The following is a 16516-nucleotide window of genomic DNA, read 5'->3' on the forward strand; positions in this document are numbered from 1 at the left end:
ACCAATCGTAGGAGAATCTGCAGCGCGAGGGCGCTCTCAGCAGCGCGCCTGCCTCACGTCTCCTCAGTGCGCTGTCGGATCGTTGACGCGCCCCGCGAAGAGGAGCGCCCCCGTCGGCAGATCGCTGATGAAGAAGAAGAACGGACGGTCCAGCACGATCTCCGCGGGCTCGGGGAAGAAGCCCGCGCCCGTGGCGGCGATGAGGACCGCTGTCGCCGCCGCTGCCTTGGTCCCGGCCTCGTCCACGTCGATGACCGCCTTGTGGATGACGTCCTGGATCTGGACCCCTCCACCCGCGATCATCCCCGAGAAGTCGGCGCTGGGGCCAAAGGCGGCCCCCATACCGAGATCCACGAGCGCCTTCTTGAGAGAGGCCGAGGTGCCGAACGAGAACTTCGGCATCGTGATATCGACCGACCGCGACTGCGTAGAGGCGATGATCGTCTCGAGCCCCGCGCCGTCGAGCGACTCCGCCAGCGCGTCCGCGTTCCCCTCGGCAGGCAGGACGAGGAACATCGAGACGGGGGTGCCCGCATACGGGATCTCCACCGCTTCCCAGCCGTCGCCGGCGCCGTAGCGCGTCTCCTGTGTGCCGTGCATCATCTGGGCGGTGACGCTCGTGCCATCGCCGCGCTGGAACGCCCCGGGCTTCGTCGCGCCCTCGCTGAACGGCGTGTGCCACGCGGCGTCGAAGTAGATCGCGTTGGTGAGCACGAGGCTCGTCTCCGGGGTCACGTTCTTGTTGAGGAGCTTCGGAATCATGCCCTCCGTCTGGTCCTTCACCCACGCGTTGATCAGGCTCTCGGCCTCCTCCGGGGCACCGAAGTCGGCGAGCCGCACGCGCGCCCCGTAGTTCTCGCCGAGCACCTTCAAGAACGGCTGTTCGAGCCCGAGATCGATCTGCGACCAGATCGCGTTGGCCGTGTGGAGCCGGAAGCCGCCTCCCTCGATGTCGCTGGAGACCTCGGCGCGCTTGTGGAGCTCGAGATCCACGTAGTTGAACGCCGGGTGCAGCCGCTCCTGCGGGAGTTCGAACCGCATCGTCGCGGCCATCGCCTGCTCCGTGGTGGTCCGCGCGCCCGCGTACGTCATCGCGAGCGCCGTCGAGATGCTGTAAGGCGAGTAGACGACGTTCCCGTTCTCGCTGGCGAGCACGCGGCCAAGGTCGAGCGCGAAGCTCGCGTTGTTGCGCGTCAGCAACACCTGATCCTCCTCCGAGACGACCGGGCTCTCGATCCGCGCCGCGTCCGACGGCAGCACGCAGCCAGCCATCTTCTCGAAGCACTCGACGGTCGAGCCGCCCCCTCCCGGGCCCGAGCCGCCCTCTCCCTGGTCCGGGCCACCGCCGCCGGTGCCGCCTCCCTCGTTCGAGCTGCACCCCACCAGAGCCGACATGACCACGGTCGCCAAGATAATTGATGTTCTCATGATGCCAGGGTATTGCAGCCTGCGTGCCAGAGCGCCTTTGCGCCGAAAATCGCACGTTTGTCCTGGGGAGACGCGCCCAGCCGGCAAGCCTGGAGCAGATTGTGCCAAGATGAGCCTCACGCGGTGCTCATGAGCGAGCTGGGAGGCGCCGGTGATGGCGCAACCGATGGATCGGCGGGGTCGATGTGCCTGTGTCTCCTTGCCAGACCCCGTGGTGCGCTGGGAAGGTCGTGCCGCACGAGCGGGTTGCGCCGAGGTGCGCCACGGACCATCCTTCGGGCCGGCGCGCGAGGCACATGACGATGGACGCAGGAGAACCGACAGGCACGCGCTCAGCGCGGATCGATCGCGGTGACGTGTTCTGGATAGGGCCCGATGACTCGCGGGGGCCTGCCCCGAGCTACTCCCATCCCCACGTGGTGGTCCAGGACGACGTCTTCAACCACTCGCGCATCACGACGGTGGTCGTGTGCGCGCTGACATCGAACCTGGGCCGGGCGAACGAGCCTGGGAACGTCCTGCTCGACGTGGGCGAGGGCAACCTCCCCAGGCAGAGCGTCGTGGTCGTGTCGCAGATCTCCTCGGTCGAGAAGGCCCGCCTGGGCGAGCGGATCGGGTCGCTGTCCGACGCACGGGTGGATCAGATCCTGGCCGGCCTGCGCTTCCAGCAGGCATCGTTCTTCAGGCGGTAGCGAGCGGGTGCGCCTCGTGGGACAGGTCGACTTCACCGAGGCAGCGACGTTGAACGAGCGCGGTTTCTTTGGAGGACGATGAATGCCTCACCACGGTGACCGGGAGGACGACTTCAAGAAGGCTCTTGCCCAGGATCGGGCGCGAATCGATGCGGCGATCGAGCGTCTCTCGGGGGAAGAGCCGAAGCCTGAGCGGTTCCTGCTCGCGCTCGTCGGGGCGTGGGGCCGCCCGGTTCCATGTCGGGCGCCGATCGGAAGGTGGCTGCCGCCGGTCGCCCCGACCGAGCGTGGCGTGCAGAGCGCGGCCCGCTGGGTACATGCATCCAATCCAAACGTCCAGCGAACCGCCCTCGCCGCCCTCGCGAGAGCCGGGGCGGCTGCGCGGCCTGTCCTGAGTACGGTCGCCGATGCCCTCACGAGCAAGGAGCCCACCGTTCGGATCGCCGCGGCCTGCGTGCTCGCGCGCGCTGCGCCGTGTCCCGAGCAGGCTCCGGCGCTCCGTCGTGCGCTCGCCGACGAGCTGTTCACCGTGCGCTGGCTGGCGGTGGAGGCGCTCGCGCGCAGCGGCGATGAACACCCGCTGGCGCCGGTCCTTGCCGCGTCACGTCCACGGCTCGACGCTCTGCGTGCTCCCTATCAGCTCGAGTGCTGGCTGCGCGCGGTCGCCGCCCTTGGGCAGGATGCGTCCGCCCTGTTGCCCGAGATGAACGCGCTCCTGGACCGGATCTACCCGCTCAGCCGGAGCGACACCTGGTGGCACGAATCGAGGTTCACGCTCGAGCGACTCGTACGGGAGCTTGGTGCGACCCAGGGTAAGCCATGAACGGCATCATTTAACGCACACGCGACGCCATTCCGGCGCCTCCGTCCATGGACAACATGACCATGCTCCGACGACCGAGCGCCTGTCTGCGGACCGCCGTGCTCGCGCTCTCCGCTGCCGGTTGCGGAGGCGTGGGGGGCACCGCCGCCAGCATGCCCTGCCCACCCCCCACACCGCCTCCGGCGGCCTCGTCGATCGATTCCGCCGGCAAGCCTGGCCGCACGAAGCTCAGCGTGGCCCTCATCCCGTGGATTCCAGACGCCGCCGGCGATGACCTCGCGTCCCTGCGAAAGATGATCGAGGACGGATTCGAATCGCAGCATGCTGCGATCGATCTCGACCTGCGCCTCATCAAGTCCGATGACAGCTACCACAATCCGACACGCCTCGCCGGATGGCTTGCGTCCGGTCGCCACGATCTCCTCGAGATCGACACCCTGGTGCTGGGGGATCTGATCGACGCCGACGTCCTCGAGCCGTGGCCTTCCGTGCCGGAGCGCGACTACCTTGCCGCAGCCAGGTCAGGCAGCACCGAGATCGACCGAAGTGGCAAGTCTGTCTGGTGGGGTGTCCCCCATCTCACCTGCGGGTTCTTCCTGGTCACGAGATCCGAGAAGCTCGACGCCGCTTCCAGCATCACCGGCCTCGTGAAGGCCGTGCGCGAGAGCGGGAAGCCCCTCCTCGGGAATTTCGCGAGCAGCTGGGATCTACCCGCCCTCTACCTGGACGCACGTGTCGACAACGGGCTCGATGCCACGAATCGACTGGCCCTGAGCAATGCCGTGAAGCCGCCCCTTCACGCCGACAGCACAGCGGCGCTCAAGCAGCTTGCCGAGCTCTGTCGGCAGGGTGACAAGAACCCTTGCATCGACGGCACGTACGACGAGACGCTGGAGGGTCCGATCGAGGAGTTCGTGAAGGGCACCGCGATCGGGTACTGGGGATACAGCGAGCGCCTGCATCGGACTGTGACACTCATGAAGGCGCAGGGCGTGCCCATCGAGGGGCTGCGTGTGTCGACGATCCCGCTCGGTACCAGCGCCACGCCCCTCCTGTTCAGCGACGCCTTCGTGCGGCGAAAGGGATGCTCCGGGAATCCAGCCTGCAATGCCGCGGCCGCCGCGTGGGCGGAGTTCATCACCCGCGACGACGTGGTGCGCGACCTGCTCATCTCCAAGGATGCCGGGCCGACCGCGGTGCCGCGCTACCTGTTGCCGGCCACGAGCTCGGCGTTCCAGGCCGAGCCGATAGCCAAGGACGCCATCTACGCGGAGCTTCGTCCGCTGGTCCAGTCGGGGAGATCCTTTCCGTCGCACGCGTCGATGTACGAGCGGCGGAGCGTGCTCGCGCACCTGCTCGAGACCCAGCTCGCGGCGCCCTGAGAGCCATGTCGCTCGCGAGGCGGGTCGGCTCGCAGCGAGCCGGCCGAGCTGCTCTACGTCTCCCCTGCGCGCCATCGCTCGATCAGCTGCCACGCGCGCCCGCCTCCCTCGGCCCTGCGCCCTGGCGAGGCCGTACGGCACATCACCCAATTGATTGCATTGACAACTAAATCCTGTGCGGTATGCTCGTTCATCATGCGCGACCAGTTCACGGCCGAAGGGGGGATCGTCCTCGACAACGCGCTCGGCTTCTGGGTGGCGCGCGTCTACCTCGCTTCCCGCGCCGCGATGTACCGGCGCTTCCGCGCGCACGGCGTCGAGATCACGCCCGAGCAATGGATGGTCCTCGTCCGCCTGTGGGAGCAGGAGGGCGTCACGCAGACGCACCTGGCCGAGCGCACCTTCCGGGACGTGCCCACGATGAGCCGGATCATCGCGCTCATGGAGCGCGACGGGCTGGTCGAGCGCCGGCTCGATCCGACGGACCGGCGCGCCCGGCTCGTCTACCTCACCGCGCGCGGGCGAGCGCTGCGCAAGGCCCTGTCGGGCGAGGCGAAGGCCCTCGTGGACGAGGGGCGCGCCGGCATCCCGGAGGACGATCTCCTCACGACCCGGCGCACGCTGCAGCGCATCCTCGCGAACATCGAGCCCGAGGGCTGAAGGTAGCCCCGCCCTCCACACCGCCATTTTCATCACCAATTAATTGCATAGACAACTAATTCAGGAGACACCCGCATGAGCCAGACCGCTGCTTCCCCTCACTTTCCTGCGCACACGCTCGACACGACGCCCGCGGCGGCCCGCCCCGCGCTGGAGCGGGCCTCGCGGAAGTTCGGCTTCCTGCCGCTGCCCCTGGCGCGCTTCGCGACCTCGCCGCTCCTGGTGCGCGCCTTCGACGAGCTCCTCGCGGTCTTCGAGGGGGCGACGCTCTCGCCGGTCGAGCGCGAGGTCGTTGTGATGGTCGTCGCCGGAGAGAACGGCTGTGATCTCTGCCGCACGATGCACCGCGGGCTGCTCCTCCGCGCGGGGGCTTCCCCCGAGGTCGCCGCGGCGCTGTTCGAGCGAAGGCCGGTGTCCGACGCGCGCCTCCAGGCGCTCGCGGCGTTCACCGAGGCGACGCTGCGCGAGCGGGGCCAGGTGCCGGACGCCGATCTCGACGCCTTCCTCCGCGCGGGCTTCACCGCCGAGCAGGCCCTCGAGGTGATCGTCGGCATCGGCACGTACACGCTGTCGACGTTCGCGAACCGGATGACCCGCTCCCACGCGCTGCGCTGATCGCGACAGAAGCGGGGGCGGCCACCGCCGCGGCCGGGCGGCAGCGCTCCATCCTGGACCGGTGCTGCGCTCCATTCTGGATCGGCGCCTCGCCTGTCGTGGCTCGCCGGCGCGCGGCGCGGCCCCGGAACGCCTCCTTCGCCGTGTCTCCTTCCTGGCCCGCTTCCTGCGAAAGCCGTTCTCGCGAGGTAGAGGTCATGACGCACATCGAGCAACGCAGGGTCATCATCCACGAGGGCGGCGTGCCGGGCGGCGCCGCGGCGGTCCTCCACGCGGACGATCACGGGGCCGGGGCTGCCGGTCGCGGGCGGTACGATCAGGGCTGGCGCGCCGGCAAGCCGACCGAAGATCCAGAGAAGCTCAAGAAATGGGGCCGTATCAGCGCGAAGCCGAGCGAGTACCTGATTCACATGCGGCGGGGTAGCCTCCGGCCCACCTCCGGTCAGGGCGCCTCGTGCTTCAAGCTCCCGGGCGACAGCGTCGCCATCGTGCCGACCACGGTCCAGAGGCTCCAGTTCACGGCCGACCAGGTCACCCTCGAGAAGGTCGGCGTCGAGGTCACGGGGCTCGCCGTCTACCGCATCGTGGAGCCGCTCATCGCGTTCCGGATGCTGAACTTCTCGTTCCCGGAGCGCGCGCAGGAGAAGCTCGAGGCGCTCCTCGTGGACATGTTTGCCGGCGCCGTGCGCCGGCTGGTCGCGAACCTCTCCGTCGAGGAATGCCTGACGCGGCGGAAGGAAGGGCTCGCCAGCGAGCTGATACGAGAGATCGTGCCCGTCGTCTCCGGGCGCGGCAGCACCGAGGACGCCACCGACAAGGGGTGGGGCGTCCTCATCGATACCATCGAGATCCAGGACGTGCGCATCCTCTCTCCGGCGGTGTTCGGCAACCTGCAGGCGCATTATCGCCAGGAGCAGGAGCGGAAGGCCCGCGAGGCGTCGCTGCTCACCGAGCGCGCGGTCCGGCAGGGCGAGGCCGAGGCGCAGCGCGCGATCGAGCTGACCAAGCTCTCCGCCGAGGTCGAGCTGCGCACGCGACGCCAGGAGACCAGCGAGAAGGCCCGGCTCGAGGAGCTCGCCTCCGAGGCGCGGGTGTCGGAGGCGAAGCTCGTGTCCGAGCGGGCGGCCCGGGAGCGGCAGATCACCCTCGACAGCGAGATCGAGCTCAGGAAGCTCGCGGCCGACGTCAGCATCAAGCAGCAGCGACAGGCGACGAGCGAGCAGGGCAAGCTCGAGGAGCTCGCAGCCGACGCGCGGCTGAAGGAGACGCGGCTGGCCCACGAGCAGCAGATCGCGGCGCTCACGCTGAGGGCCGAGATCGAGAAGACGACGCTCGAGGCGGAGGCGGCGGCGGCGCGCCACGCGGCGAAGATGGCCGCGAGCGCCCATGAGATCGACCTGCTCAGGCAGCGCGCGGCGATCGCGGGCGCGCGCCGGCTCGTGGCCGAGGCCGAGCTCGCCATCGCCGAGATCGAGGCGAGGAAGGCGCGGCTCACGCAGGAGATCGAGCTCGACCGCGCGCGGGCGCTCCGGGAGATCGAGAACACCGTGTCGCCGGAGGTCATCCGGTTGACGGTCGCGCAGCAGATGCCGGCGCTCGCCGCCGCGTTCCAGCAGCGGATGGGAGAGGTGCACATCACGGCCGTCGAGGGGGCGAACCCGTTCGGATACATCGCGGCGGCCGTCGAGGGGGTGATGGGGCTGGCCCGCGCGGCAGGGCTCGAGGTGCCGTCGACGCGCGCGCAGAAGGCGGAGCTGACCGAGGAGAGCGGGCAGGACAGCAGCCGGCGTTGAGCCCGGCGCCGTGGTCGCGCGATTCTGGCGCGGAGCCAGGCGGGCCGAGACAAGGCTGCTTCACCCGGCGGCGCGGCGCGAGACGCACATCCGCCGGGCCGCTGCAGGGCCGCTTTGTCGGCTCGGAGGGGCGGTGCATCGAGGGCCTGTTCGCCCCCCGCACGATCACGCGTTGGTCTCCTTGACAAGGCGGGGCAACCGTCAGCTACCCTACCTTTGACGCCGGATATCGAGAGGAGCTGCGCACAATCATGGGCGAGACGATGCTGACGTTTCTCGGGACGCAGATTTTCCGCATGCCATTCCTCATCGCCTACATCATAGCGATCGCCCTTGCGTTCTCCCGTTATCCAACGCAAGGCAAGGCGGCCCTCCTTGCAGGCTGCGGATTCTTCTTGTTCGTCATGGGCTGGCTCATCAATGCCGTGTACATGTACTGGCAGATATCCAGCTTTCGGGGCAGTGGCGCAGCGCAAGAACTCGTCTGGATTGCCTCCCTGACCGGTCTCGTTTCTCACCTCGTGGAGCTAGTCGGGCTCGTCCTTGTGATGCTCGCGTTGTTCGGCACCAAAAACAGCCCCGTAGGAAGCGACCAGTCAATTGACGCGCGAAATGCGCGCGCCTGAACAAGTCTTTGGACATGTACGGCATCGGGTCGCCGCACTGTAGCTATCAGCCTGAAACATAGCAGGATCTACCAATGATGACACCCCACGGCCCGGCGCAATCAGCAGGCGGGATGAGCAAGACCGCCGTCGCTTTCCTGTTCCTGTTCATCGGGCTCCTGGCAGGGTTCTTCGCTGGAATCGGAGCGACGAAGGCCGGCGCTGCGTTCCTCGAAGATCTCGCGTCCAGCGAGGCGCCTGCCGATCTCGTGAACGTCCAGAGCTACGTGCGGCCCGGCTTCTCCTTCAAATACCCAGGAAATTGGAAAGTCGAGGCGGACTCCCCGGAGAATGATCCCGATCACCACGTGAACGTCGAGAGCCCCGGCTCGTGTATGACGATGATCTTCGTCTTTGACGCGCCAACCGAGCCTGCAGACAACGTTCAAGCGCAGATTGACGGGTTCGTCCCCAAGTTGCTCTCTGCCCCTGCGCGCACACCGTTTACCATGTGGGGCAGATACGCCGGACAAGGCATGCTCCTGAAAGGTAAGCTCCTGGGCGTGAGCGCAGGCTCAGTTCGAGTGTTTTCTCACGCGAATGACAAGCGTTCGTTCATCACAGTGGAGCAATGCTACGACGAGGACATGACGCATGTGAAGCCCGGCCTTGAGCTGGTGGAGTCCTCCTTCAAATTCTCACCTTGACCCTGCGCCATGGCCACGGTTTGAAACCATTGTTTCGTGGGCAAAGATTGAGGGCCGCGCGCTCGTCGGGCGCGAGCTGCTCGGCGGCGAGCGCCAGGCAACACCTGTCCTCGGCAGTCTTCGGCTGTCCGCTCGGTGCCGCTCTCTCCGGCGCGTTCGTGCAGGTCTTCCCGCGCCTTGTCGCTTGCCACGGACGACCGCAAGAGGTACCTCGTACCCATGCCCAAGGACTCCAGAGTCTTCGTGTTCGACCACGTTTCGGTCGGTGTCGAGAACCTCGAGCGTGCTGCGGAGTTCTACGACGCCTGTCTGGCGCCGCTCGGTTTTGTCCGGCTCTCGCAAAACGCCCGTAGCGTGGGGTACGGGCCCGAGCGGTACGAAGCTGAGCCGCCCTTCGCCATCGTCGCGTCCGGTCCTGACGCGAAGGCTCCCGGTCGAGGCTTCCACCTCGCCTTTGTGGCCCCGAGCCGCGAGGCGGTCGATCGCTTCCATGCGGAGGCCCTCAGCAAGGGCGGTGTCGATGAGGGACCGCCCGGCGTTCGTGAGAACTACGATCCCGGCTACTACGCGTCGTTCGTTCGCGACCCCGACGGCCACCGGCTGGAGGCGGTGTTGCACGAACATTGACCGTGCGGCCGTCGGCCTGCTCGATCGCCATGGTGACGTCGGCCAGCCGCCCCCCGACGCCTGGGCGTATGCCACGGGGCTGCCGAACAAACCGCTACTGCGGACGGTGCGCCGGGCCTCGCTGCGCTCGGCGCGGCGCCCTGCTGCAGAGCGGCCGCTCGTTCGGCGGGCGGGCGCCATGCCAGGGCGGGCGGAACGGAAGTGCCCTCCTGTACGTGACGGCCGCATCGAACGGGAAACCCGATCCAGGCGCCACGCCGTCGCCGTATCCTGATAGAAACAGACGAGAGAGGTCGCCATGCGCCGGATCATGTACGTGGAGAACAAGTGCGGCGGGCTCGACGGCGACGGTCGCATCGGCTGGGTCGAGCTCTCCCGATCGGGGCGGACGTACCATTACCGCGGTCGCCACCTGGCCAAGACGGGGAGCGGATACAAGTACAACTGCGTCGACGAGGAGACCCGGGCGGCGTACTGGGTCTCCGGCCCACGCAAGGACGGCGCCGACAAGCTCTACGGCGGCGTCGTCCACATCGATGAGGACGCCAGGGTCGAGTACTGGACGCGGATCCGCGAGCGGCCCGACCTCGTGGAGCTCACCGGGTACCGCGCGGGCGCCTCGACGCGGACCGCCGGCACCACGCGCCGCAACGACGAGCGGGTCCGGGGCCGCGCCCGCTCCCGACCACGGCCGAGCGCATGATCGTGGACGCAGCCGAGGACGACGGAGTGGCGACGGCCGCGCGCCTTCTCCGCGCGTTGAGGGCCCGCCCCCCGGTGCCGTCGACCCCGATCCGCCTCGTCCTCCGACTTGACCGCGCGGGATCGCGCTGCGGCGCTCAAGCAACCCGACCGACCGCCGAACCAGCCGCTGCGACTCATTTCACGGGAGAGAATCATGCCGTCTGTCGTTCTCTTGGGCGATTCAATCTTCGACAATGGCTCGTATACCAACGGCGATCCCGATGTCGCCTCGCACCTTCGCGCGCTCTTACCCTCCTGGCGAGTCACCCTGTGTGCGGTCGACGGTACGACCACTTCTGATATCGGACCTCAGCTCGCTCGAATACCGAAGGACACGACGCACGTCCTCCTCTCGCTTGGCGGAAACGACGCGCTCTCGAACGCGGACATTCTCGGGCTGCCTGTCCGATCGACGGCCGAGGCTCTGGACATATTCCGCGAACGCGTGAATGCGTTCGAGCAATCCTACTCGTGGGCGCTCGAGGCCGTCGTCGCGCTCGGTCGACCGACCACGGTCTGCACGATCTACAACGGCAACCTCGCTCCCGGTGAGGCGGAGCGAGCTCGCATCGCCTTGATGACGTTCAATGACGTCATCCTTCGTCAAGCTTTCTCGCGCGCGCTCGACGTCATCGATCTCCGCCTTGTTTGCTCGGAGGTGGGGGACTTCGCGAACGCCATCGAGCCGTCGGGCGCCGGCGGCTTGAAGATCGCACAGGCGCTCGTCCGCGCCCTGGGCGCCGCCGCAGTCCAGAAGCGAGCGACGACCGTGACCGCCGGCTAACAAGCGATCATCGTTCGGCCGCCCGCTCTGTTCGGAAGGAGGATCGGATGACCAAGCCCGCCATTGTGCTCCTCGTGCTCGTCCTTCTCGTCGCGGCGGTGGCAGGCCTGTGGTCCGGCGAGGCGCGCGTCGGACCGCTCCCGAGCGGGACCACGTTGATGTGGACCGTCGCAGGTGGGGGCGGCGCCGCCATTGTTCCGATGAGGCGCCGGCTGTGGCGTGCTGTCGCTGTCGCTGCTGCGGTCGCTTCGTTTTGGGTCGCCTGGTGGACCGGTGGCCGAGAGGCCACCGCTGCGTTCAACGAGTGCATCGCGTCTGGCGAATCCCTGCGGGATGCCCTGGCCCTTTACAAGGCGACGACAGGGAAATTTCCCTCCGACCTGTCGGAGCTTCCGCGACGTCCGCCGGGCCACCTGATCTTGAGGGGCTCGATGTGGGACTACGAGCGAACAACGGACAGGTATGTTCTTCGCCTGTCGGACTGGCTCGTCACATATCACGCAACCCACGCCCAGGCATTCACCGCTCACAAGTAGGTGTTCGGCGAGACCGGTCGAGCGGCTGAGGATCAGGCTGGACAAGGCCAATGCGCTGCCCGCGTCACTGTGGGACGAGATCTCTGCCGCGCTCGCGGGTGGTTTCCATGAGGAGACGGCCATCATCCTGACCGTATACGGTACCCTCCAGAGCGGCGTTCTCCTCGTGGGCGAGAATGCCCGAGGCAACCAGAGCGAGCACGTCTACGGCGACGCCGACGGAACGCGGGCGCTGTGGCGGCAAGGTTTCGACGAGAAAGTCCAGTCATTGCGCGATAGGATGCTCCTGCTCGAGGGGCGCGAGCTCTCGCACGAGGAGCTCGATCGTGTGCGTCAGTGGTGCCGCTCATGGTATCCAGGTGTGCTCGGCGTGAAAGTGGCCGGCATCGGTGGGGAAGGCGCCGATCATGCGATCGTGGACATCTCTCCGGAGGCACACGAGCGCCGCATCGAGGCAGCGCGGGCCATCGGGGTGATCACGGAGCCCTATTACCATCTGCTGGCCTGGAGCTCCCTGGAAGGACAGCATGTCTAACGAAATTCGACTCGGCTAGTCAGAAAGATGTCATTTCAAACTCGCGCTCACCGTTAAAGCGGACCATGAGCACACGTGCCGTGCCGGGGCGCAGCGCCCGCACGAGCGAGCTCTGGGCTTCGCGTAGACAGCACAGTATCGTCGGATCTATCTGACCGTCACGTGCCTCAGCCCGCGCGATCCCGGTCCCATCACGCGCTCGCTCGATGCGGAGGAATACCTCGCCGTGTCCACTTCCCCAGATGATGCATCCACGGATGAGCGCGAGGTACGACTCCGCCGAGACATCCGTCGCGCCACCTGTGTTCTCTCCTGTGGCGACCGAAAGCCAACTTCGCTCAAGCGCGGCGGAGTATCCGTACGCGTCACCAGGAGATATGTCGTAGCCGGCTTCGCAGAGCTCCTGGCGGCTGTAGCACGCCGCTAACTCCGGCGGCGGCCGTCCCCACTTCACGCACGAATTTGCGATGCAGAGAGGGGCAGCGCGCACCAAGAACGCCCCGTCGCCCCCAATGAGCGTCTGCAGCGGCTCCGGATGCGCCGGCATCAATGTTCTGGGAAGCCCCGCCCGTTCGCGCACCCGGGACAGCTGCTCGCGCTGCTCCGGATCTGCAGGCATCAACGCTCCAGGAGGAGCCACCGCGGCGATCACGAGGACTGCTCCATGGACGAGCGCCGAAACAACGACGGCGAGCGCGCACGCGCTTGGTTTGAAGCCGAGCCCTGCGACTCGGGGTGCAGGCGGAGCGTTTGGAGGAACAGGCGACGGGCTTCGATAGGGACTGCTCGCGCGAGGGGGCAACACGTCCTCCACCTCGTGCATGACACCTCGAGGCGTGCCGGGTTCCAGATCGGACGCGATCGGCCGGGCGTCAGGGGGAGTTCCTCGACACGGGGCCCGCCAGAAAGCTGCCTTCGCAGCTCGCGCGCGGCCGACACCATCCCACCCAGGCGCTACCACGACGAGCCCCTACCACGACGCGTGGTTACCAGGCGCAAAACGAAGCCGTCGGACGAAGCCGAACGTTACAGGTGGCACCTCGAGCCGGCTCATCTGCTGCCGTGTGCGGTAGAACGTGGTAGCATCGCACCACGACGATGCCGGTCCGGGATGTTTCCCATTGGACACAAGGAACAAGACCTCCCGCAGAGAATGGAGATCCGAACCATGCGAACCACCTGGATCGTTCAGACGAACGTCGAGCCAGGATCGACATCCCCAGCCGCTCTGCGTGGTGCGTGTTCCACGGAGCAGCGGCCCTTCCATGAGGTTTCTGTCATCGCTGGTTCCGCGACGCTTCCCGAACTGCCGCGTATCGACGGGCCGGTCGTCCTTCATGGTCGAACAACATTGATCCTGCGCGCCTCCGAGCACGCGAGATGGCGCCATGGCGTCTTCTTCGACCCCGTGCGCTTTCAACATCGATCCTACGTGGCTGCGTACGGCGACCAGATGCTGAATGCCGATGCGCAGGTCATGTCATGGGAGAGACTCCTCGCCGAGCCACGTGCTCCGAACGAGCTTGTTTTTCTGAAGCCGAACGACGATCTGAAGCACTTTACTGGACAAATTCTTCGCTTTTCGGAGTGCGCGGCCCTGTTTCAAACTCTACGAGGTGCAGCGAGGCCGGTGGAGCCCACGTCCGAAGTCGTCCTTGGCGAACCGTGTGAGATTGATGGAGAATGGCGGCTGTTTGTCGTAGACGGTGAAGTTGTAACAGGTAGCATGTACCGCCCGAGCGGCGATCCATACCTCCCTCGCGAGCTGATCGACTTCGCGGAGAAAGCAGCCTCGCGGTGGGCGCCGGCGAGTGTGTTTGTTCTTGACGTCGCACGGGTCGACGGCGCGTGGAAGATTGTCGAGTGCAACTGCTTCAACGGAAGCCGTTTTTACTCGGCAGACGTGGAGCGCCTTGTACGAGCCGTCTCCGAGCATCAGGAGCGGGCAACGTAGATCATGCCGACCTCTGCCCGATCAGGCGCTGGCACCGACGGGCGCGTCGCGCTCGCGGCGCACCGCCAGGTCGCTAGACTGGCGCCGATGACCTGGTGAAGCCATGGCGTGGAAGACTCTGCTGGATGATGCCCGATGGAACCACCGAGACGACCCGGCCCGTGCCGACGAGCTCGTTGGACGGGCCATTCGTTGCGCGGAGGCGGAGACCGAAGCAGCAGAGCGCGCACGTGCCTTCGAGTCGATCGCCGACTACCTTCACGGCCGAGAGCGGTGGGCAGAGGCGTCCACGCTCTACGGTCGTCTGGTTGACCTACTGCGAAAGAATCACGTTTCACCGGATGAGCTCGCGGCACGGCTCGCGCGCCATGCCGAAATCGAGTCGAGCGCCGGCGATCTGGGATCTGCTGCGAAGCTGCTCGAAGAGGCGCTGAGTCTTTGGCGCGAGTCGTCACGAAGCACGCTGGAGCGGGGCGCTGCATGGTATGAACAGCTGGCCGAAGCGCGAGCGGCGGCGGCACACCAACTCGCCGCGTCCGTGGCACGCAGCCGTGCGGCTGAGCTGCGCATCGAGGCCTCCGGCAAGTACTACCAGCCCCGTGTGATGCGGCATGCGAGAAGCGACGGCCCCGTCGAATACGCCGTCCACGACGTCTACTTCTCATTGTATGGCGACGTCGAAGGCTACACCCAGCACGCGCGCTCACCGCGGATGCCTTCCGTGGCCGCGCTCCAAAAGTGGCTGGGGGAGACATTGCCGGTGGCGGCAACAGGCGTAGTATGCGGCGATCTCGGCTACATGCACTACGCGCCCGATCTCGCTCGATGGCTTCGGCATATTCAGGAGGAACCTCTGGACTATGAACGCGATCCCGAGGATAACGTCTAGCTCGCCCGAACGCGCGTGACACCAGGCCCCAACGACGGGATCCAGCGATGGCAGACAAGAAGATCTCGAAGACCGAACCCGAGTGGCTCTTGCTGCTCGGGCCGCACCGCTACCGAATGCTCCGCTACGGCAACACCGAACGTCCGTACACGGGGCAGTACTGGAACCACCACGGCACGGGCCGCTATCGATGCGCCGGCTGCGGCACCCAGCTCTTTTCGTCGGAGAGGAAATTCGACTCGGGGACCGGCTGGCCCAGCTTCAGCGCAGTCCTCGACGAGAAGCGGATTGAGCGCAGAGCCGACCGGAAGCATGGCCTCGATCGGGTCGAGGTCGTATGCGCGCGCTGTGATGGACATCTGGGGCACGTCTTCGACGACGGGCCAGCGCCGACGGGCGAGCGCTTCTGCATCAATTCCGCCTGCCTCGAGTTCGAGAGCGAATGACTCGCGATGCGGCGAACGTCGCGTCGACAGGTGGGCCGTGACCGGCAGGGTCCTGCCGAGCGCCGCTCGGAGCGCCTGGGGTGTCACCGGGGAGTGGGATGCCCTCGGCCACGAGGCGCTCCAGCTGCTGCATGGCCGGTCGGCCGGTTGGACAGCCAGGCAGCCGATTACCCGAGCAGCCATACCGCCGGGCTCTGCTCAACACGTTCGCCGGCAAGCGTCGCAGCGCTGTCGAGGATCTCGGTCCACCGCAACGCTGCGTACCCGGCGCGGTGCGCAAGGTCGGCGCCGAGCGCAGCGACAAGCAGGGCGTGCGCGGAGGGCACGTTGTAACCCGCGGCATAGAGTGGATTGAGCTCAAGAACCACTGGCTGGCCGTCTCGAGCGAAGGCCACGTCAGCCACGTAATTCGCCGGCAGGTCAGCCGTGAGGAGCGCTGGGACAAGGGAGCGAACCGCCCGCTTCACCACCTCGCTCCTGGCAGTGAGCTCATCGGCGAGGAGCCGGCGCGCGTCGTCGATGAGAACCTCGAAGGGGCCGTGGTAGCTGGCCATGAGGAGGCGGCCACCCAGCACCGTCAGCCGCACTTCGAAGGGCACCCGGATGGGGTTGCGGTCGCCGGGCAGGGTGGCGAGCTCGATGCGCTCAAGGTCGAGGTGCTCGCGCAAGGCGAGGCCACCGACATCGAGAGCGACACGCAGGCGGCGGACCACCTCGAAGACCGTGGCCTCGATGTCCGCCTGGTTGCTGCCGTAGTAAAGCTCGGGGTTGGCGGACTTGGCCGACGAGTAGAAGCCGCGGACGAAGACCCCGGCGTGGGGATCAATCTCCGCATCGAAGAGGGCACCGTAGATCGCCTCGGTCAACAGACGGCGCACGGCCGCGGGAGAGTCGATCGCGGCAGCGACGGCGGCGTCCACGGGCAGCAACGCGGTGCGTGGCGTGGGGACACCGGCGTTCGTGAGGACCGAGTAGAATCGATCGAGCCCGAGGACCCGCTCCACATGCTCGGGGAGGTCGAGCACGCAGGCGGCGCCGGCAGCAATCGCCCGATTGAAGACGGCTGTGTAGGCGGCGCGAGGGAGCATCGGCAGATCGACCCAGGACACGCTGCCGCGGGCCCCCTGCGACGCGTCGAGCTGGGCCACGTCGCAGACCGCGAGATCCCAGCCATGAAGGCGGGCGAGCTGGGCCCAGAACGCATGGCGACGCCGGATCATGGCCACGTTGCGGGGGTCGGCCTGGGCATCGAAGGCACGATTGAGGTCGGAGATGAGAGCGACGCGGGACACAGGT

The 16516-nt window shown here is 67.1% G+C and carries 19 protein-coding genes; 16 read left to right on the forward strand and 3 right to left on the reverse strand.

Annotated features, from left to right (window positions below):
• Positions 1–63: 63 nt before the first annotated feature.
• Complete coding sequence (locus tag WME79_RS30235) at positions 64–1395, reverse strand: serpin family protein (protein ID WP_437521890.1); 1332 nt, start codon at positions 1393–1395, stop codon at positions 64–66.
• A 329-nt stretch (positions 1396–1724) separates the two neighbouring features.
• Here WME79_RS30235 and WME79_RS30240 point away from each other — a divergent pair, with 329 nt between their 5' ends.
• The 13 genes from WME79_RS30240 to WME79_RS30300 all read left to right on the forward strand — a co-directional run bounded on the left by WME79_RS30240 (position 1725) and on the right by WME79_RS30300 (position 11931).
• Positions 1725–2120 carry a type II toxin-antitoxin system PemK/MazF family toxin gene (locus WME79_RS30240; RefSeq protein ID WP_437521892.1) on the forward strand — a complete coding sequence of 132 codons (396 nt, stop codon included), beginning with the start codon at positions 1725–1727 and terminating at the stop codon, positions 2118–2120.
• Between the two features lie 82 nt (positions 2121–2202).
• Positions 2203–2943 (forward strand): HEAT repeat domain-containing protein, encoded by a 741-nt coding sequence (locus tag WME79_RS30245; protein WP_437521894.1) that lies wholly within the window; start codon positions 2203–2205, stop codon positions 2941–2943.
• Between the two features lie 62 nt (positions 2944–3005).
• Positions 3006–4325, forward strand: coding sequence for a hypothetical protein (locus WME79_RS30250; protein ID WP_437521896.1), 1320 nt, complete (start codon positions 3006–3008; stop codon positions 4323–4325).
• A gap of 195 nt (positions 4326–4520) precedes the next feature.
• Positions 4521–4985, forward strand: a complete 465-nt coding sequence (locus tag WME79_RS30255) for a MarR family winged helix-turn-helix transcriptional regulator (protein ID WP_437521898.1) — start codon at positions 4521–4523, stop codon at positions 4983–4985.
• Between the two features lie 75 nt (positions 4986–5060).
• Complete coding sequence (locus WME79_RS30260) at positions 5061–5600, forward strand: carboxymuconolactone decarboxylase family protein (RefSeq protein ID WP_437521900.1); 540 nt, start codon at positions 5061–5063, stop codon at positions 5598–5600.
• 197 nt (positions 5601–5797) lie between these two features.
• Positions 5798–7393 carry an SPFH domain-containing protein gene (locus tag WME79_RS30265; protein ID WP_437521902.1) on the forward strand — a complete coding sequence of 532 codons (1596 nt, stop codon included), beginning with the start codon at positions 5798–5800 and terminating at the stop codon, positions 7391–7393.
• Between the two features lie 251 nt (positions 7394–7644).
• Positions 7645–8019: a hypothetical protein gene (locus WME79_RS30270; RefSeq protein WP_437521904.1), complete on the forward strand. Its 375-nt coding sequence runs from the start codon at positions 7645–7647 to the stop codon at positions 8017–8019.
• Positions 8020–8093: 74 nt separating this feature from the next.
• A complete protein-coding gene (locus tag WME79_RS30275; RefSeq protein WP_437521906.1) occupies positions 8094–8705 on the forward strand; it encodes a hypothetical protein in 612 nt (203 codons plus the stop codon).
• A gap of 243 nt (positions 8706–8948) precedes the next feature.
• Complete coding sequence (locus WME79_RS30280; RefSeq protein WP_437539981.1) at positions 8949–9332, forward strand: VOC family protein; 384 nt, start codon at positions 8949–8951, stop codon at positions 9330–9332.
• Positions 9333–9630: 298 nt separating this feature from the next.
• Positions 9631–10035: a 1-deoxy-D-xylulose-5-phosphate synthase gene (locus WME79_RS30285; RefSeq protein WP_437521908.1), complete on the forward strand. Its 405-nt coding sequence runs from the start codon at positions 9631–9633 to the stop codon at positions 10033–10035.
• A 108-nt stretch (positions 10036–10143) separates the two neighbouring features.
• The gene (locus WME79_RS30290; RefSeq protein WP_437521910.1) at positions 10144–10860 is read left to right on the forward strand and encodes an SGNH/GDSL hydrolase family protein; all 717 of its coding nucleotides are present in this window, start codon (positions 10144–10146) and stop codon (positions 10858–10860) included.
• A gap of 47 nt (positions 10861–10907) precedes the next feature.
• Positions 10908–11396 carry a hypothetical protein gene (locus tag WME79_RS30295; protein ID WP_437521912.1) on the forward strand — a complete coding sequence of 163 codons (489 nt, stop codon included), beginning with the start codon at positions 10908–10910 and terminating at the stop codon, positions 11394–11396.
• Positions 11323–11931 carry a hypothetical protein gene (locus tag WME79_RS30300; protein ID WP_437521914.1) on the forward strand — a complete coding sequence of 203 codons (609 nt, stop codon included), beginning with the start codon at positions 11323–11325 and terminating at the stop codon, positions 11929–11931. The genes WME79_RS30295 and WME79_RS30300 overlap by 74 nt, the downstream gene beginning before the upstream one ends.
• Positions 11932–11950: 19 nt before the next feature.
• Here WME79_RS30300 and WME79_RS30305 read toward each other — a convergent pair whose 3' ends face one another.
• Positions 11951–12583, reverse strand: a complete 633-nt coding sequence (locus WME79_RS30305) for a hypothetical protein (protein ID WP_437521915.1) — start codon at positions 12581–12583, stop codon at positions 11951–11953.
• A 516-nt stretch (positions 12584–13099) separates the two neighbouring features.
• Here WME79_RS30305 and WME79_RS30310 point away from each other — a divergent pair.
• The 3 genes from WME79_RS30310 to msrB all read left to right on the forward strand — a co-directional run bounded on the left by WME79_RS30310 (position 13100) and on the right by msrB (position 15220).
• On the forward strand, positions 13100–13885 hold the full coding sequence (locus WME79_RS30310; protein WP_437521917.1) for an ATP-grasp domain-containing protein: 786 nt from the start codon (positions 13100–13102) through the stop codon (positions 13883–13885).
• Between the two features lie 103 nt (positions 13886–13988).
• Positions 13989–14774, forward strand: coding sequence for a hypothetical protein (locus WME79_RS30315; protein ID WP_437521919.1), 786 nt, complete (start codon positions 13989–13991; stop codon positions 14772–14774).
• 47 nt (positions 14775–14821) lie between these two features.
• On the forward strand, positions 14822–15220 hold the full coding sequence (gene msrB, locus WME79_RS30320; protein ID WP_437521920.1) for a peptide-methionine (R)-S-oxide reductase MsrB: 399 nt from the start codon (positions 14822–14824) through the stop codon (positions 15218–15220).
• A 167-nt stretch (positions 15221–15387) separates the two neighbouring features.
• Here the strand turns inward: msrB and WME79_RS30325 are convergent, their stop codons facing one another.
• Complete coding sequence (locus tag WME79_RS30325) at positions 15388–16512, reverse strand: ATP-grasp domain-containing protein (protein WP_437521922.1); 1125 nt, start codon at positions 16510–16512, stop codon at positions 15388–15390.
• Positions 16513–16516: the final 4 nt, after the last annotated feature.

The sequence above is a fragment of the Sorangium sp. So ce726 genome, assembly GCF_051521405.1.
Classification (GTDB): domain Bacteria; phylum Myxococcota_A; class Polyangia; order Polyangiales; family Polyangiaceae; genus Sorangium.

Excerpts from the sequence above, each read along its gene's own strand:
- WME79_RS30235 (WP_437521890.1), bottom strand. The coding sequence starts at position 1,395 with ATGTCGGCTCTGGTGGGGTGCAGCTCGAACGAGGGAGGCGGCACCGGC.
- WME79_RS30240 (WP_437521892.1), top strand. The coding sequence starts at position 1,725 with ATGACGATGGACGCAGGAGAACCGACAGGCACGCGCTCAGCGCGGATC.
- WME79_RS30245 (WP_437521894.1), top strand. The coding sequence starts at position 2,203 with ATGCCTCACCACGGTGACCGGGAGGACGACTTCAAGAAGGCTCTTGCC.
- WME79_RS30250 (WP_437521896.1), top strand. The coding sequence starts at position 3,006 with ATGCTCCGACGACCGAGCGCCTGTCTGCGGACCGCCGTGCTCGCGCTC.
- WME79_RS30255 (WP_437521898.1), top strand. The coding sequence starts at position 4,521 with ATGCGCGACCAGTTCACGGCCGAAGGGGGGATCGTCCTCGACAACGCG.
- WME79_RS30260 (WP_437521900.1), top strand. The coding sequence starts at position 5,061 with ATGAGCCAGACCGCTGCTTCCCCTCACTTTCCTGCGCACACGCTCGAC.
- WME79_RS30265 (WP_437521902.1), top strand. The coding sequence starts at position 5,798 with ATGACGCACATCGAGCAACGCAGGGTCATCATCCACGAGGGCGGCGTG.
- WME79_RS30270 (WP_437521904.1), top strand. The coding sequence starts at position 7,645 with ATGGGCGAGACGATGCTGACGTTTCTCGGGACGCAGATTTTCCGCATG.
- WME79_RS30275 (WP_437521906.1), top strand. The coding sequence starts at position 8,094 with ATGATGACACCCCACGGCCCGGCGCAATCAGCAGGCGGGATGAGCAAG.
- WME79_RS30285 (WP_437521908.1), top strand. The coding sequence starts at position 9,631 with ATGCGCCGGATCATGTACGTGGAGAACAAGTGCGGCGGGCTCGACGGC.
- WME79_RS30295 (WP_437521912.1), top strand. The coding sequence starts at position 10,908 with ATGACCAAGCCCGCCATTGTGCTCCTCGTGCTCGTCCTTCTCGTCGCG.
- WME79_RS30300 (WP_437521914.1), top strand. The coding sequence starts at position 11,323 with ATGTTCTTCGCCTGTCGGACTGGCTCGTCACATATCACGCAACCCACG.
- WME79_RS30310 (WP_437521917.1), top strand. The coding sequence starts at position 13,100 with ATGCGAACCACCTGGATCGTTCAGACGAACGTCGAGCCAGGATCGACA.
- WME79_RS30315 (WP_437521919.1), top strand. The coding sequence starts at position 13,989 with ATGGCGTGGAAGACTCTGCTGGATGATGCCCGATGGAACCACCGAGAC.
- msrB (WP_437521920.1), top strand. The coding sequence starts at position 14,822 with ATGGCAGACAAGAAGATCTCGAAGACCGAACCCGAGTGGCTCTTGCTG.